Source organism: Streptomyces sioyaensis, assembly GCF_004122735.1.
Taxonomy (GTDB): domain Bacteria; phylum Actinomycetota; class Actinomycetes; order Streptomycetales; family Streptomycetaceae; genus Streptomyces; species Streptomyces sioyaensis.
The window spans coordinates 16,059-30,813 of record NZ_SDIF01000078.1 but is presented as its reverse complement, the minus strand read 5'-3'; the positions used below and the strand labels follow the sequence as shown (position 1 = coordinate 30,813).

16 protein-coding genes are annotated in these 14,755 nt (G+C 72.3%); 7 read left to right on the top strand and 9 right to left on the bottom strand.

The genetic code is table 11. The features are described from left to right. From EST54_RS23490 to EST54_RS23480, 3 genes are all read right to left on the bottom strand, one after another. On the bottom strand, nt 1-989 hold a 989-nt coding region (locus tag EST54_RS23490), incomplete at its 3' end, for a DUF2637 domain-containing protein (protein WP_244942598.1). Between the two features lie 93 nt (nt 990-1,082). After that, nucleotides 1,083-1,796, bottom strand: coding sequence for a DUF3558 domain-containing protein (locus EST54_RS23485; RefSeq protein ID WP_129249706.1), 714 nt, complete (start codon nt 1,794-1,796; stop codon nt 1,083-1,085). A 191-nt stretch (nt 1,797-1,987) separates the two neighbouring features. Next, on the bottom strand, nt 1,988-2,869 hold the full coding sequence (locus EST54_RS23480; protein ID WP_129249705.1) for a hypothetical protein: 882 nt from the start codon (nt 2,867-2,869) through the stop codon (nt 1,988-1,990). 162 nt (nt 2,870-3,031) lie between these two features. Here EST54_RS23480 and EST54_RS23475 point away from each other — a divergent pair, with 162 nt between their 5' ends. Then, the gene (locus tag EST54_RS23475; protein WP_129249704.1) at nt 3,032-4,225 is read left to right on the top strand and encodes an RtcB family protein; all 1,194 of its coding nucleotides are present in this window, start codon (nt 3,032-3,034) and stop codon (nt 4,223-4,225) included. A gap of 107 nt (nt 4,226-4,332) precedes the next feature. Here EST54_RS23475 and EST54_RS23470 read toward each other — a convergent pair whose 3' ends face one another. Next, nucleotides 4,333-5,091 (bottom strand): SDR family NAD(P)-dependent oxidoreductase, encoded by a 759-nt coding sequence (locus tag EST54_RS23470; RefSeq protein ID WP_129249703.1) that lies wholly within the window; start codon nt 5,089-5,091, stop codon nt 4,333-4,335. A 76-nt stretch (nt 5,092-5,167) separates the two neighbouring features. After that, the gene (locus EST54_RS23465; protein WP_040898959.1) at nt 5,168-5,503 is read right to left on the bottom strand and encodes a YnfA family protein; all 336 of its coding nucleotides are present in this window, start codon (nt 5,501-5,503) and stop codon (nt 5,168-5,170) included. A 178-nt stretch (nt 5,504-5,681) separates the two neighbouring features. On the opposite strand from EST54_RS23465, the gene EST54_RS23460 reads away from it, so the two are divergent. Continuing rightward, the gene (locus tag EST54_RS23460; RefSeq protein WP_129249702.1) at nt 5,682-6,422 is read left to right on the top strand and encodes an AAA family ATPase; all 741 of its coding nucleotides are present in this window, start codon (nt 5,682-5,684) and stop codon (nt 6,420-6,422) included. Here EST54_RS23460 and EST54_RS23455 read toward each other — a convergent pair. Beyond that, a complete protein-coding gene (locus tag EST54_RS23455) occupies nt 6,379-7,965 on the bottom strand; it encodes an FAD-dependent monooxygenase (RefSeq protein ID WP_129249701.1) in 1,587 nt (528 codons plus the stop codon). The two genes, EST54_RS23460 and EST54_RS23455, sit on opposite strands and share 44 nt — an antisense overlap. A 161-nt stretch (nt 7,966-8,126) precedes the next feature. Here EST54_RS23455 and EST54_RS23450 point away from each other — a divergent pair, with 161 nt between their 5' ends. After that, nucleotides 8,127-8,822 carry a TetR/AcrR family transcriptional regulator gene (locus tag EST54_RS23450; RefSeq protein WP_174857501.1) on the top strand — a complete coding sequence of 232 codons (696 nt, stop codon included), beginning with the start codon at nt 8,127-8,129 and terminating at the stop codon, nt 8,820-8,822. A 13-nt stretch (nt 8,823-8,835) separates the two neighbouring features. On the opposite strand, the gene EST54_RS23445 is transcribed toward EST54_RS23450, so the two are convergent. Continuing rightward, on the bottom strand, nt 8,836-9,651 hold the full coding sequence (locus tag EST54_RS23445) for a helix-turn-helix domain-containing protein (RefSeq protein ID WP_129249700.1): 816 nt from the start codon (nt 9,649-9,651) through the stop codon (nt 8,836-8,838). A gap of 86 nt (nt 9,652-9,737) precedes the next feature. Here EST54_RS23445 and EST54_RS23440 point away from each other — a divergent pair, with 86 nt between their 5' ends. Further along, nucleotides 9,738-10,448, top strand: coding sequence for a TIGR03086 family metal-binding protein (locus tag EST54_RS23440; RefSeq protein ID WP_239013208.1), 711 nt, complete (start codon nt 9,738-9,740; stop codon nt 10,446-10,448). Nucleotides 10,449-10,454: 6 nt separating this feature from the next. Here the strand turns inward: EST54_RS23440 and EST54_RS23435 are convergent, their stop codons facing one another. Further along, nucleotides 10,455-10,883 (bottom strand): MazG-like family protein, encoded by a 429-nt coding sequence (locus EST54_RS23435; RefSeq protein WP_129249699.1) that lies wholly within the window; start codon nt 10,881-10,883, stop codon nt 10,455-10,457. An 86-nt stretch (nt 10,884-10,969) separates the two neighbouring features. Between EST54_RS23435 and EST54_RS23430 the strand changes: the two genes are divergently transcribed. Beyond that, nucleotides 10,970-11,494 carry a cupin domain-containing protein gene (locus EST54_RS23430; RefSeq protein ID WP_129249698.1) on the top strand — a complete coding sequence of 175 codons (525 nt, stop codon included), beginning with the start codon at nt 10,970-10,972 and terminating at the stop codon, nt 11,492-11,494. Continuing rightward, nucleotides 11,491-12,339: an SDR family NAD(P)-dependent oxidoreductase gene (locus EST54_RS23425; RefSeq protein ID WP_129249697.1), complete on the top strand. Its 849-nt coding sequence runs from the start codon at nt 11,491-11,493 to the stop codon at nt 12,337-12,339. The genes EST54_RS23430 and EST54_RS23425 overlap by 4 nt, the downstream gene beginning before the upstream one ends. Before the next feature lie 206 nt (nt 12,340-12,545). Here the strand turns inward: EST54_RS23425 and EST54_RS23420 are convergent, their stop codons facing one another. After that, entirely contained in the window at nt 12,546-13,097 is a 552-nt protein-coding gene (locus EST54_RS23420; protein WP_129249696.1) for a hypothetical protein, read from the bottom strand. Nucleotides 13,098-13,402: 305 nt separating this feature from the next. Between EST54_RS23420 and hemL the strand changes: the two genes are divergently transcribed. Beyond that, a complete protein-coding gene (gene hemL, locus EST54_RS23415) occupies nt 13,403-14,728 on the top strand; it encodes a glutamate-1-semialdehyde 2,1-aminomutase (RefSeq protein WP_129249695.1) in 1,326 nt (441 codons plus the stop codon). Nucleotides 14,729-14,755 lie beyond the last annotated feature (27 nt).

Sequence of the window (14,755 nt, the reverse complement as noted above, 5' to 3'; positions counted from 1 at the left end):
GCGTGGGCTGGGGCAGTGTCGGAGACGGGAGCCGTATCGGAGACGGGAGCGACGGGGGCGTCACCTGCGGGGTCGGGGGAGGATTTCCGTAGGGGGGCCGTGTCCCGTACGGGTGCTGCGTCCCGTACGGGTGCTGCGTCCCCTACGGGCGCTGTGTCCCGTACGGGTGTCGCGGCGCCCGACGGTGACTCGGCCGTCCGCTGAGCGAGGGCTGGTTGTGGCGCGCCGGTGGCGTCCGGGGCACCGGTGGCGTACGGCGTGCCGGACGGCAGCGGGGCCGGGGCGGTCGGCACCTCGATGCCCGCCGCGGCGAGCCCGGCCGGTGCGGTCTTCGCCAGGGGTACGCCGTACCGGGCCAGCCGCAGCGGCATCAGCGCATCGACGGGGGCGCGGCGGCGCCAGGCGCGTCCGTAGCGGGCGCGCAGCCGGGCCTGGTAGACGAGGCGGTCCTGTTCGAGCTGGATGACCTCGTCGTAGGAGCGCAGTTCCCACAGCTTCATCCGGCGCCACAGCCGGAAGGTGGAGGGGAAGGCGAGCAGCCAGCGGGTGAGCCGGACGCCCTCCATGTGCTTGTCGGCCGTGATGTCGGCGATCCGGCCGATCGCGTGCCGGGCGGCCTCCACGGCCACCACGAACAGCAGCGGGATGACCGCGTGCATCCCGACGCCGAGCGCGTCCGGCCAGGCCGCCGCCCCGTTGAAGGCGATGGTGGCCGCGGTCAGCAGCCAGGCCGTCTGGCGCAGCAGCGGGAACGGGATCCGGATCCAGGTGAGCAGCAGGTCCAGCGCCAGCAGCACCACGATCCCGGCGTCGATCCCGATCGGGAAGACGACCGAGAAGCCGCCGAAGCCCTTCTTCTCGGCCAGCGCGCGCACCGCCGCGTACGAGCCGGTGAACCCGATGGCCGCGATCAGGGCAGCCCCGGCGATGACCACACCGATCAGGATGCGGTGGGTACGAGTCAACTGCGCCGTCTGCGTCGCGGACACCCGCGGTCCCTCCCCGGCTCGGCGAAATGGCGCGCCTAGCGTGGCACACCCTCGATTCCGGGCCGGTAGAGGGTTCGGGCGGCCCCGGTGCGATCAGCCCTTGGGCTTGGTGGCGGCAGCGACGGCTTCCTTGGCGGCGGCCTGGACCTGCTTGAGCAGATCGGCGCCCTTGGGGGCGTCCGCGCCGGCCAGGCCGGCACCGTTGAAGTTGATCGTGACGACGATGTTGGAGTCGCGGGCGACGACCGTGGTGTTCTTGAAGTCGTTGCCCTCCTTCTTCACGTCGTAGGTGATCGCGGTCGCCTCGTCGCCGGTGCCGGAGGTCTTGACGGCCGACAGCTTCTTGGCGCCCTTGGTGTCCTTCGCCTCGCTGACCTGCTTGGTGTAGAAGTCCGTGGCGCGCTGCTCGCCGGAGCCGACGCCGGGGTCGGAGTCATAGCGCTGGTAGCCGATGTCCAGCCAGCGGAACTGGGTGCCGTCGACACCGTTCTCGTCGGAGCTGGTCCACGAGCAGGTGCCGTGGGTGGAGTTGTCCGAGGAGGTGCCCCGGTTCCCGGAGGCGTCCTTCACCTTGGGCAGCATCTTCTTGATGGTGCCCTTGGAGAACGCCTGGCACGGGTTCGGGAGGTTCTTGTACTTCGCGGGCGCGACGGACGGCGTGGAGGCCTTGCCGGAGCTGCTGGAGGGAGCGGAGGCGGAGGCGTCACCGGAGCTGTCGCTGTCCGAGCCGGAGCAGCCGGCGACGAGCAGCACCGGAACTGCTGCGCAGGTGAGAAGGCTGGCGAGTCGCTTGGCTGAACGGTGCATGGTTCCTTCGCTGTTCGTCGTCGGGTCGGCGTGACCGGCCGTGGGGCCGCCCGTCCCGTCTACGGGCAGTGCTAGACGGCACGGTACGCGGCGCGACGGGGTGGGTGACCGAATCCTGTGGATGAGAGCGCAGCCCAAAACGGGCGCTTCTTCACCTTGCGTGGCGAGTCGGTCAAGGTGTGCGATTCGGACTATTCGCTGAGGCTGTCGGCGAGATCGCCGGCCAGGGAACGGGCCTTGTCCTGCAGTTCCTGGCTTTCGGGCAACATCGTCTTGTCCGTGGACCACTGGTCGTACGTGAGCGTCACGATGACATTCGACGTGCGAAAGACCACAGTGACGTCCCGGTGTACTCCGGAGTCCGCTGTGACCAATTTGTCGTTGAGGAAGGCCGCGTCCGCGAGGCCGTCCAGGACGCGGGGGGCGGTCGAGCCGCTCGGCTCCGTGCTCGGGTCGGACGTCGGCGAGGGGCTGCCGGACGGCGCCTTCCCCTTCGGGTCCGAGGCGCCGTTCGGGACGGGTCCGGTGCCCTTGTCCTTGCCCTTAGGGGAGGAGTCCTCGTCCTTCGGGGCGGACGGGGACGACGCGGCGGGTGGCGGGGAGCCGGCGCCGGACGGAATCTTCGCGGCCAGCTCCTTGTCCTCGTAGATCCCCTGCGCCTTGTCGTCATCACTGACGGCGCCGTCATACGACACCACGCGCTGGATGTCGAGGCCGATGTGGCGGGTGCCGGCGGTGGACTCGCGGGTCCAGCGGCAGCCGACGCGGCGGTCGGTGTCATAGGTGATGTCGGCCTGGCCGCCGTAGACCTTGTCGGCCTCGGCGCTCGACAGCGGCTGGCCGTCGCCGGGCAGCATGCCGCGGATGGCGCTGCGCGAGGGGAGTCCGCAGGCCTCGGGGAGGGTCTGGTAGCGGCCCGGTTCGGCGGCGGGGTTCGAGCTGGCGGCGCCCCCGTCCTTGGCGTCGGCGCCGCTGCCGTCCGGGCCGGAGCCGTCGGTGCAGCTGGCGAGGCCGACGGCCAGGGCCGCGGCCGCGACCAGTGCGGCACCGGGTACGAACGACTTACGTGGCATCGCTCGCGGCTCCTTCCCCTGGGAAATCTGGTTGCCGCCGATCGGCGGCCGATGGACACAATGTCTATCGCACGTCTTGCCGCCCACGCCGGTTTGCAGTCCAAGATCGGATAAGTTGTCCGGCTTTTGCGTTTTTCATAAATTCGGGGGAATGAGGAAGTTATGTCCTACGTCGAGGTACCTGGTGCCCAGGTTCCGATCCGGATGTGGACGGACCCGGCCGGGGTCGAGGACGTAGCCATGCAGCAGCTGCGCAATGTCGCCACCCTGCCGTGGATCAAGGGCCTGGCCGTGATGCCGGATGTGCACTACGGCAAGGGCGCGACGGTCGGTTCGGTGATCGCCATGCGCGGCGCGGTCTGCCCGGCGGCGGTCGGTGTCGACATCGGCTGCGGCATGAGCGCGGTGAAGACCTCGCTCACCGCCAATGACCTGCCCGGCGATCTGTCCCGGTTCCGCTCGAAGATCGAGCAGGCCATTCCGGTGGGTCGCGGGATGCATGACGCCCCGGTCGACCTCGGGCGGCTGCACGGCTTCCCGACGGCGGGGTGGGAGGACTTCTGGGCGCGGTTCGGGGGCGTCGCCGAGGCGGTCAGGTTCCGGCAGGAGCGGGCGACCAAGCAGATGGGGTCGCTCGGGAGCGGCAACCACTTCATCGAGTTCTGCCTCGACGACGACGGTGCGGTGTGGCTGATGCTGCACTCCGGCTCCCGGAACATCGGCAAGGAGCTCGCCGAGTTCCACATGGGGCAGGCGCAGAAGCTGCCGCACAACCAGGGCCTGGTCGACCGCGATCTCGCCGTCTTCATCGCGGACACCCCGCAGATGGCGGCGTACCGCAACGACCTGTTCTGGGCGCAGGAGTACGCCAAGTACAACCGGGCCGTGATGATGGCGCTGTTCCAGGACGTGGTCCGCAAGGAGTTCAAGAAGGCCAGGCCGGTGTTCGAGCCGGTGATCTCCTGCCACCACAACTATGTGGCGGAGGAGCGCTACGAGGGCATGGACCTGCTGGTGACCCGTAAGGGCGCGATCCGGGCGGGCAGCGGCGAGTTCGGCATCATCCCGGGCTCGATGGGCACCGGCTCGTACATCGTCAAGGGCCTGGGGAACGCCGCGAGCTTCCAGTCCGCCTCCCACGGCGCCGGCCGCAAGATGAGCCGGAACGCCGCGAAGAAGCGGTTCTCCACGCGGGATCTGATGGAGCAGACGCGGGGCGTGGAGTGCCGTAAGGACTCCGGGGTGATCGATGAGATCCCCGGCGCCTACAAGCCGATCGAGAAGGTCATGGAGCAGCAGCGGGACCTGGTCGAGGTGGTCGCCCATCTCAAGCAGGTGGTGTGTGTGAAGGGCTGAGTGAGGGAGGGACGGCGCGGCGGCGGGTGCGCCGCGCCGTTCTTCATGTGCCGCCGGGCCGTTGCTTACTGTGCCGGGCCGTCGGGGCGTCAGGTCGGCGCCCGGGCTCAGGTGGTGCGGTGCACCTTGGTGTTGGAGGCCTGGGCGCGGGGGCGGACCACCAGGAGGTCGATGTTGACGTGGGCGGGGCGGGTGATCGCCCAGGCGACGGTGTCGGCGACGTCCTCGGCGGTGAGCGGCTGGTCGACGCCCTCGTAGACCTTGGCGGCCTTGGCGGTGTCGCCGCGGAAGCGGGTGGTGGCGAACTCGTCGGTCCGGACCATGCCGGGGGCCACCTCGATGACGCGCACGGGTTCGCCGCACAGCTCCAGGCGGAGGGTCTCGGCGATGACGTGCGCGCCGTGCTTGGCCGCGACATAGCCGCCGCCGCCCTCGTAGGTGCCGTGGCCCGCGGTGGAGGACAGCACGACGACGGTGCCGTCGCCGGAGGCGGTGAGCGAGGGCAGCAGCGCCTGGGTCATGTGGAGCACGCCCAGCACATTGACCTCGTACATGGCGCGCCAGTCGGCGGGGTCACCGGTGGCGACCGGCTCCGAGCCGAGGGCCCCGCCGGCGTTGTTGACCAGGACGTCGAGGGAGGGGTAGCGGTCGAGAGCGGCCGCGAAGGCGTCGACGGCGGCGCGGTCGGTGACGTCGAGGGCGTAGGCCTCGGCGTGCGGCAACTCGGCGGCGAGCGCCTCGATGCGGTCCTTGCGGCGGGCGGTGAGCACCACGTGATAGCCGGCCGCGGCCAGCGCTCGCGCGGTGGCCGCGCCGATGCCGCTGCTCGCTCCGGTGACGACGGCGGTACGGGCCTCGGCGGTCATGGCACTCTCCTCGGGGCGGTGGGGTCCCCTGCTCCTCATGAGCTCGGGGGTGCCCGGCCAGCATATGCGGGGGTGGTCAGCGGCCCCTGGGGGCGTACATGAGTACGGCCATTCCGGCCAGGCAGATCAGCGCTCCGAGGACGTCCCAGCGGTCGGGGCGGTAGCCGTCGGCGACCATGCCCCACGCCAGCGAGCCCGCGACGAAGATGCCGCCGTACGCGGCGAGGATGCGCCCGAAATCGGCGTCCGTCTGGAGGGTGGCGACAAAGCCGTAGAGCCCGAGCGCGATCACCCCCGCGCCGATCCAGACCCAGCCCTTGTGTTCGCGGACGCCTTGCCAGACCAGCCAGGCGCCGCCGATCTCGAAGAAGGCGGCGACGACGAAGAGGATGGCGGAACGTGCGATCACCATGGCTCACAGCGTACGGAAAAAGCACCTGCTCAGCCCCGGATCGCGCCTGCTCAGCCGCGGATCGCACGTGCGCGGACGCGGGGCACAGGTGCTCGGCGGCGGGTTGCCGGTGCTCGGCGGCGGATCGCATGCGCTCAGCCCCGGATCGGTGTCAGTGGGGTGTGAGAGCTTCGAGGGCATGTTGATCGAACGGGCTTACGTGAACCTTCCGGAGGGCGAGGGGACGGCCGAGGACGGCTGGCCCTGGACGGTGCCGTGCGTGCGCCAGCTGGCCGAGGAGGGGCTGAGATTCCGGGCTCCGGTCACCTTTCTGGTCGGGGAGAACGGTTCGGGGAAGTCGACGCTGGCCGAGGCGCTGGCGGAGGGGTTCGGGCTGGATTCCTACGGCGGCTCGGCCGGCTACAAATACGCCAGCTCGCGGGAGGCGTCGCTGCTCGGCGGGCTGATGCGGTTCGACCCGACGCGGGAGGGGCGCGGGATGATCCGCGGGCCGCGGACCCACCGGCGGGGGTTCTTCCTGCGGGCCGAGACGGCGCTGGAAGCGCTGAACGGCGAGCGGAGGGCGCAGCGGCTGTCACGGTCGCCGGACGAGATGAGCCACGGGGAGGGCTTTCTGCTGGCCTTCCGCGAGCGGTTTGCGCAGCGCGGCCTGTATGTGCTGGACGAGCCGGAGGCGGCACTGTCCTTCTCCTCCTGTCTGGAACTGATAGGGCTGATGGGCGAGTTGGGGAGCGGTGGCGCACAGATCATCTGCGCCACCCACTCCCCGCTGCTGACCGCGCTGCCCGGTGCCGAGATCGTGGAGGTCGGCGAGCACGGGATGCGGCGGGTGCAGTGGGCGGAGCTGGGGCTGGTCGACCACTGGCGGCGCTATCTCAGCGACCCGCGGGCCTATCTGCGGCATGTCCTTGCGGGGTGAGGGCGGTGGCTATGGGGCCGCCGTCCCCGGGCCCGGCACCGGTCCAGTGCACCAGGGCGGTGCGTAGCGCGCGGGCGCGCTCGGCGGGGGCGGTGGCGTCGGTGGCCCAGGCGACATAGCCGTCGGGGCGCACCAGGACGGCCGTGCGGCGGGTGCTGTGCCAGTGGACGGTCACGGTGCGGTCCTCGGAGGGGCGGACGCCGCCGGGCTCGTCGGAGGGGGTGATCAGCACGAACCTGCCCTGACGGAGCACCTCGTAGAGGCGGCTGCCGTCGGCCAGCCGGACATCGGGGGCGCGGTGGCCGGCGAGCCGGTGGGCGCCGGGCCCGGCGGGGTAGGCGATGCCGATGCCGGAGATCGTGCGGATGGCGCGGCCGGACACCGGCCGCAGACGTGCGAGGAGCCGGGCGGCGAGGGTGCGGGCGAGGCGTCCGGGAGCGGAGTGCAACAGGGCGAGCCGGACCAGGGCGCCGCTGCTGCGCAGCACCGCCCTGCCCACCGGATGGCGCTCGGTCTGGTAGCTGTCGAGCAGGCTGTCGGGGGCGTGGCCCCGGAGCACCGCGGCCAGCTTCCAGCTGAGGTTGGCGGCGTCCTGGAGGCCGGTGTTCATGCCCTGGCCGCCGGCGGGGGAGTGCACATGGGCGGCGTCGCCGGCGAGGAAGACCCGGCCGACGCGGTACTCGGGGACCTGGCGCTCGTCGCTGTGGAAGCGGGAGATCCAGCGGGCGTCGTGCATGCCGTAGTCGCTGCCGAGGGCGCGCCGGGTGATCTCGCGGACCTCGTCGAGGTCGACGGGCGCGTCGTCGCCGGCCTGATGGCGGCGGTTCCAGCCGATCACGCGATGCCAGCCGTCACCGAACGAGCCGATCAGCGCGAAGGCCTCCCCGGTGGCATTGACGGTGAAGGGGGAATCGGGCTCCTGAGCCAGCCGGACATCGGCGAGCACCAGGGAGCGGATCACGGACTTGCCGGGGAAGGGCAGACCGACGGCCTCGCGGACGGCGCTGCGGACACCGTCGGTACCGACGGCATAGGCGGCGCGCAGGCTGCCGAGGCCCTCGGGGGTGCGGAAGCGCACCGTCACGCCCTCGGTGTCCTGGTCGAGGCCGAGCACCTCGGATTCGTAGCGGAAGGTCACACCGGCCTCGCGGGCCCGCCGCTCCAGCAGCCGCTCGACCTCGAACTGCGGGGTGATCAGCACGAAGGGGAAGCGGGAGCGGAGCCGGCTCGCGTCCATGTATGCGTCGCCGAAGAGGCGGAGGGAGGCGAGCGGATGGCCGCCGGCGACCAGCTCGTCGGCGAGGCCGCGGGCATCCAGCTGCTCCAGGGTGCGGGCATGGACCGCCAGGGCGCGGGTGAGGTTGCTGATCTCGCCGGGCCGGCGCTCCAGAAGGGTGACCCCCAGCCCCGCCTCGGCGAGGTCTCCGGCGAGCAGCAGGCCGGTCGGGCCGGCGCCCACCACGAGGACGTCTGTGTCGCGGGCCGCCCCCGCCGGGTCGTTCCGGGCGCCGTTGTCCCTGGTCCTGGGGTTCCTGGCATCCATGGCTTCCGCCTCCTGTGCCCTGTGGCGACTGTGACCAACTGTGCGAGTGGGGAGCTGTGCGCGATGGAAATCCGTGCCAACGCACGTTGGTCAACGCTTGTTGGCAAGCGTAGGCCGGTCCGGCCTGGAATGTCAACGGCCGTTGGCCTACAGTTGTGGGCATGGTCGATCACGCTCCCTCCGCCGCCGGCACCGCGCCCGAAGACGCGCTGGCAGCCGCACTGTCCGGCGACCCTGGTGCTCCCGGTGCTCCCGGAGCTCCCGCGGGCCCGGCATCCGGCGACGCGGTGGCAGCCGCCGCCCGTCCCCGCCGTTCCGCCGCCACCCGGGCCGCGATCCTGGCCGCCGCCCGGGACCGCTTCGCCGCGGACGGATACGAGCGCGCCACCATCCGCGCCATCGCCAGGGACGCGGGCATCGACCCGTCGATGGTGATGCGCTACTACGGCAACAAGGCGGGCCTCTTCGCGGCCGCCTCCGAGATCGAGGTGCACGCACCGGACCTCACCCACGTCCCGCGCGACGAGGCCGCCGCCCGGCTCGTACGCCACTTCCTGGAGCGCTGGGAGTGCGACGAGACGCTGACGGCGATGATGCGCGTCGGCGTCACCAACGAGGCCGGCGCGGAGCGGATGCGCGGCGTGTTCGCCGAGCAGATCGAGCCGGTCCTCGCCGCGGTCTGCCCGGTCCCCGAGGAGGCGCCGACCCGCGCCGCGCTGGTCGCCTCGCAGATCCTCGGCATGGCGCTGTGCCGCTACGTCCTGCACGTCCCGCCGGCCGTCGGCCTCACCCACGACGAGGTCGTCGCCTGGCTGGCGCCCACCATCCAGCGCTATCTGACGGCCGAACACCCCTGAGGGCCCGGAGGGTTCAGCGCGCGTAGGCCGTCGGCGGGACTCCGACGGTGGCGGTGACATCGCGGATCAGATGCGCCTGATCGCTGTAGCCCAGCTCGGCGGCGAGCGCGGCCCAGTCGACCTCGGCATCGGACGCGGCGCGCTCCAGTGCCTCGTGCACCCGGTAGCGCAGCACCACCCACTTCGGGCTGACCCCGACGTATCCGGCGAACAGCCGCTGCAGGGCCCGCAGGGACATGCCCTCGGACCGTGCGAAGTCCGCGACCCGGCGGATCGTCCGGTCGGTACGGATCCGGTCGGCCAGCCGCATGGCGAGCCGGGCCTGGTCGAGGACCCGCGGCTCGGCCCGCAGGAGCGGGGTCAGCACGGCGTCGAGCGCGGCGACCCGGGCGTCCTCGTCGTCCGGCTCCAGTACGGCGGCCGCGGTGGCGTCGGCGTCGGTGTGCCCGAAGGCCGTCGCCAGCGGCAGCCGGCGGTCCGTCCAGTCGGTGGCCGGCCGCTCCGGGGTGAACGGCCGGAACCCGCCGGGCCGGAACTGCACCCCGCACACCCGTCCGCGCCCCGCCAGCTGCTGGGCGAACACTTCCTGCCCGGCCCCCGCGACCTCCCCGAATCCCGGGCGGTCGGCGTACCGCTGGAAGACGATGTTCACGCACGGATGCGGGACGACATGGGTGGCATACGGCTCGGACAGGTCCCAGTCGATCAGCCAGTAGTGCTCGACGTAGGGGCGCAGCGGTGCGGCGGGGGTGCGGCGGCGGAACTGCACCCGCGTGAAGAGACCGGGGGCGTCGACGATGCCCCGGGTGTCGCGCCGTGGAGCGGCCATGTTCTGGATCCTAGGCCCGTCGTGCCCGCAAGGAGCTGTCGCGTTTTTTCAAGCCGCCGCCGGCAGCCGTCCGTAGCGTCCTCGGCATGAACGGCACGAACGGCACCAACGGAATGCAGGACATCCCGGACGACACCTACAGCGGCTACCGCGGCGAATCCGCCCGCCCCGCCCCGCGGGCTCTCGCCGAACCGCCCCGCACGGCCCCCTCCGCCCACCCGTCTTCGCCGATCAGCGTGCTGCTCGCCGCGGCGGCCGAGGCGGCGCTCCCCGTCCTGCGCGCGGTGCGCGACGACCAGCTGGCGCGGCCGACGCCCTGCGCCGAGTACGACGTACGGGCCCTGCTCAACCACCTCTTCCACGTGGTCGTCGCCTTCCAGACGCTGGCCGCCAAGAAGGACGCCGACTTCAGCCGTACCCCCGACCGGCTCGGCGAGTACGGGACGCGGTGGCTCGACCGGTTCGCGGCCGAAACGGCGCGGCTGGTCGAGGCATGGGCGGCGCCGGGCGCCGAGGACGGGCTGACCGGCGGGATGAACCTGCCGGCGCGGACCGTCGGCGCGATGGTGCTGCTGGACCTGACGGTGCACTCCTGGGACGTGGCGCGGGCGACCGGGCAGCCGTATGTGCCGGCCGACGGCTGTGTGGCCGAGCTGCGGGCGCTGGTCGCGCAGATGGGACCGACGGCCCGGAAGATGAACGTCTTCGCCGAGCCGCTCCCCGTCCCGCCCGGCGCCGGTGACCTCGACGTACTGCTGGCCGAGACGGGCCGCGATCCGCAGTGGACGGCCGGCTGACGGGCCTCAGGAGGCCGGCGCGCCGGGACCGCCCCGTTCCCCGGTCGGCTGCGACGCCCGCCGCGCCGCGACCCGTCGCAGATGCCCGTCGAACACCCCGCGGGCGTCGGGCGTCAGGGTCCGCAGGGCCACCATCGCCGTGAGGATCACATCGCACAGCTCGCCGTGCACCTCGTCCCAGGTGTGGCTGTGTCCCTTGCGCGGGTTCTGGCCGGTGGCCCCGATGACGGCCTGCGCGACCTCGCCGGCCTCCTCCGTGAGCTTCAGCAGCCGCAGCAGCCGCTCCTGTTCGGGCGGCAGGGTGCTCTCCCGGTCGAGCCAGTGCACGAGCCCGTCGACCGCCTCCCAGACGGCGGTGCCGTCCAGGGGCGCGGCCGTGCCGGAGGGCGTGACGGGGGCGGCTGCTGACGGGGCGTCGGACGCGGTATCGGACATGGCCCGATTGTGCCCGCGCGGCGCCCTGTTCGTACCTAGAGTGGAACCTCACCCGCAGTCGGCGACGAGTGGGAGGCAGCCCGCAGATGGACGACCGGCACACGTCCCGCGACCGGCTCCCCGAGGCGCTGATCGATTTCTACGGGCTGGCGCCGCTGCCCCGCGAGGGCGGGCGCTACCGGTGCACCTGGGCGGGCCCCGAGCGCCCCGACGGGCGGCCCGAGGGCTCGGCGATCGTGATGCTGCTGACCGCCGAGCCGGGCGACTTCTCCGCACTGCACCGACTCCCCACCGACGAGATCTGGCACTTCTACCAGGGCGATCCGCTCACCCTGTTCCTCCTCCCGGAAGGCAGTGCCGGCAGTAGTGCCGGCGGCGCCCGTACGGTCGTGCTCGGGCCGGACGTCCTGGGCGGGCAGCACGTCCAGTTCACGGTGCCGGCCGGTACGTGGATGGCCGCCGAGGTCGCCGACGGCGGTGCCTGGACGCTCTTCGGATGCACGATGGCGCCCGGATTCACCGTCGAGGACTACGAGCACGGGGACGCCGCCGTATTGGCCGCGCGCTTTCCCCAGGAGGCGGCGCGGATCACCGCGCTGAGCCGGCCATGACCGAGACCCCCTCCGAGACCCCCTCCGAGACCCCCTCCGACGCCGCCTCCGGCCCCCGCGACCCCGGGCTGCCCGATCTGCGCGGCCAGGTCGCCCTCGTCACCGGCGCCTCCGGGGGCCTCGGCGGCGGGATCGCGCTGCGGTTCGCCGCCGCGGGCGCCGCCGTCGTGGTGCACTACCGCACCGGTGCGCGGGCGGCGCGGGCGCTGGTCGAGCGGATCGAGGCGGACGGCGGGAGCGCGCTGGCGCTGCGCGCCGATCTGGCCGTCGAGAAGGAGTGCCACCGCCTGGTGGACGAGGCGGCCGGCTGGCGCGGGCGGCTCACCGCGCTGGTGAACAACGCGGGCGTGCAGCCGACGCAGGAGCTGGCGGCGATGTCGCTCGCCGACTGGCGGGCGGTGGCGGATCCCACAGTGCACAGCGTCTTCGCCTGTACCCAGGCCGCGGTGGCCGTGATGCGGGCGGACCGGGGGACCTCCGGGCCGACGGGGGGCTCGGTCACCCACATCGCCTCGATCGAGGCGGACCGTCCGGCGCCACGGCACGCCCACTACTGCGCGTCCAAGGCGGCGGTGGTGATGCATGCGCGGTCGGCGGCGCTCGAGTACGGGCCCTACGGCATCCGCGTCAACAGCGTCTCGCCCGGTCTGATCGCCCGTCCCGGCCTGGCGGAGGACTGGCCGGAGGGGGTGCGCCGCTGGCAAGAGGCGGCGCCCGCCGGGCGGTTGGGGCGGCCGCAGGACGTGGGCGACGCCTGTGTCTTCCTGGCCTCGCCGATGGCGTCCTGGATCACCGGACACGATCTGGTCGTCGACGGCGGTGTCTCGGCCCGCCCCACATGGTGACCGACGGGCCGGGCCTCACCGGGTGACCGACGGGCCAGGTCCCACATGGTGACCGGCGGGCCGCGCCTCACCGGGTGACCGGCGGGCCGACTCTCACCTGGTGACCGATGGACCGGGCCTCACCAGGTGACCGGCGAGACCCGCCCCGCCCAGTAAGCGGCCCGGTGCCTCCCGCGCCGCGGGCCCGCCGCGTCCGCGCTGAACCGTTACGGCCACACCAGGCAGTACGCCTGGTGCCCGGCCTCGTGCAGCCGGTGGCTGAAGTCCTGCCACTCGTGCAGGAGCTGGTAGACGGCGAACGCGTCGCGCGGGCCCCCGCGGTCGGGGACCGTGGACCAGATGAAGGCGGCCGCGCCGACCGACTCCTCGCCGACCCCGCGCAGCGGGTCGACCACGGTCATGGGGAGCTTGACGACGGCGTAGTCGGGGTGGAGGACGACAAGCTCCAGCGGCGGAACCTTATGGAGCGGTATGCCCTCTATACCTGTGAGGACCATGGCGGCCATCGTCTCCGGCTTGATCTTGGAGAACATGCCGCCCATGCCGAGTTCGTCACCGCCGAGCTCTTCGGGACGCATGGAGATCGGGACGCGGGCCGCGGTCGCGCCATTGGGCGCGCCGAAGTACTTGTACGTCACCCCCATGCGGCCGCCCCTGATGTCCCCGCCCGTGGTTTCCTCGCGCCGGTGACGGCCGCGCTGGGCGCGCTCGGGACCCCGGTCATTGGTTCCCTCGCCCAGTTCGCCACCGCGATGCATATCTCCACCCGACCACTCGCAGCCCCAGCCGCGCAACCCGATCATCGTCTCAGAGACCTCCCCCGTCACCGGCGCGCGAAACGCCCGGCCGCACGCCCCCGTGCGCCTCTGAGACCATTGCTTGCGTGACTTACTCGTACGTCGGCCCCAGTTTCGCAGACGAGTGGGGGCTGACGCCCGGTCGAAAGCGAGAGGAATCAAAAAAGGATCGAGGTTGAACCGAGCGGCCCGTGCACACGTACCGCGAGGGACATCCCGTACCGATGCCAGCCGGGCCGCGTCCGCGCGCCGCCCTCCCGCCGTTTATGCAGGTCAGGATCACCGTGTCTTTTCCGTATGAAGCCCCTGTTTCGCAGTCGCTGTTCGACCGGGCGTCCGCCGTGACGCCGGGTGGCGTCAACTCTCCGGTCCGGGCGTTCCGCGCCGTGGGTGGTACGCCCCGGTTCATGGTGTCCGGCGCCGGTCCGTACCTCACCGATGCCGACGGCCGGGAGTACGTCGACCTCGTGTGCTCGTGGGGGCCGATGATCCTCGGCCACTCGCACCCCGAAGTGATCGCCGCGGTCCAGGACGCGGTCGCCCGCGGGACGTCCTTCGGCACGCCCGGTGCCGGCGAGGTCGAGCTGGCCGAGGAGATCGTGGCCCGGGTCGAGCCGGTCGAGCAGGTGCGGCTGGTCTCCAGCGGGACCGAGGCGACGATGTCGGCGATCCGGCTGGCGCGCGGCTTCACCGGCCGGCCGAAGGTGATCAAGTTCGCGGGCTGCTACCACGGGCACGTGGACGCGCTGCTGGCCGCCGCGGGTTCGGGCGTGGCGACCTTCGGTCTGCCCGACACGCCGGGCGTGACGGGTGCCCAGGCCGGCGACACGATCGTGCTGCCGTACAACGATCTGGAGGCGGTGCGGGCCGCGTTCGCCGCGCACCCTGGCGAGATCGCCTGCGTGATCACGGAGGCGTCGCCGGGCAACATGGGCGTGGTGCCGCCGCTGCCCGGCTTCAACCAGGGCCTGAAGGACCTCTGCGCCGGCAACGGCGCGCTCTACATCTCCGACGAGGTGATGACGGGCTTCCGCGTCAGCAAGGCCGGTTGGTACGGAATTGACGGGGTACGTCCGGATCTCATGACGTTCGGCAAGGTCATGGGCGGCGGCTTCCCGGCCGCGGCCTTCGGCGGCCGCGCCGACGTCATGGCGCATCTCGCCCCGGCCGGCCCCGTCTACCAGGCGGGGACCCTGTCCGGGAACCCGATCGCCACCGCCGCCGGTGTCGCGCAGCTGCGGCTGCTGGACGACGCCGCGTACGAGAAGGTCGACGCGGTCTCGGCGGAGCTGCGCGGACTGGTCACCGCGGCGCTGGCGAAAGAGGGCGTGGCACACCGGCTGCAGAACGCGGGGAACATGTTCACGGTCTTCTTCACCGACGCCGAGGTCACCGACTACGACGGGGCCAAGGCGCAGGACGCGTTCCGCTTCACCGCCTTCTTCCACTCGATGCTGTCGCAGGGCGTCTACCTCCCGCCGTCCGCCTTCGAGTCGTGGTTCGTCTCGACCGCGCACGACACGGCGGCCGTCGAGCGGATCGCCGCCGCACTCCCGGCCGCCGCGCGGGCCGCGGCCGAAGCGACCGCCTGAGGCACGGGCGCCGGCCGACGACTGAAT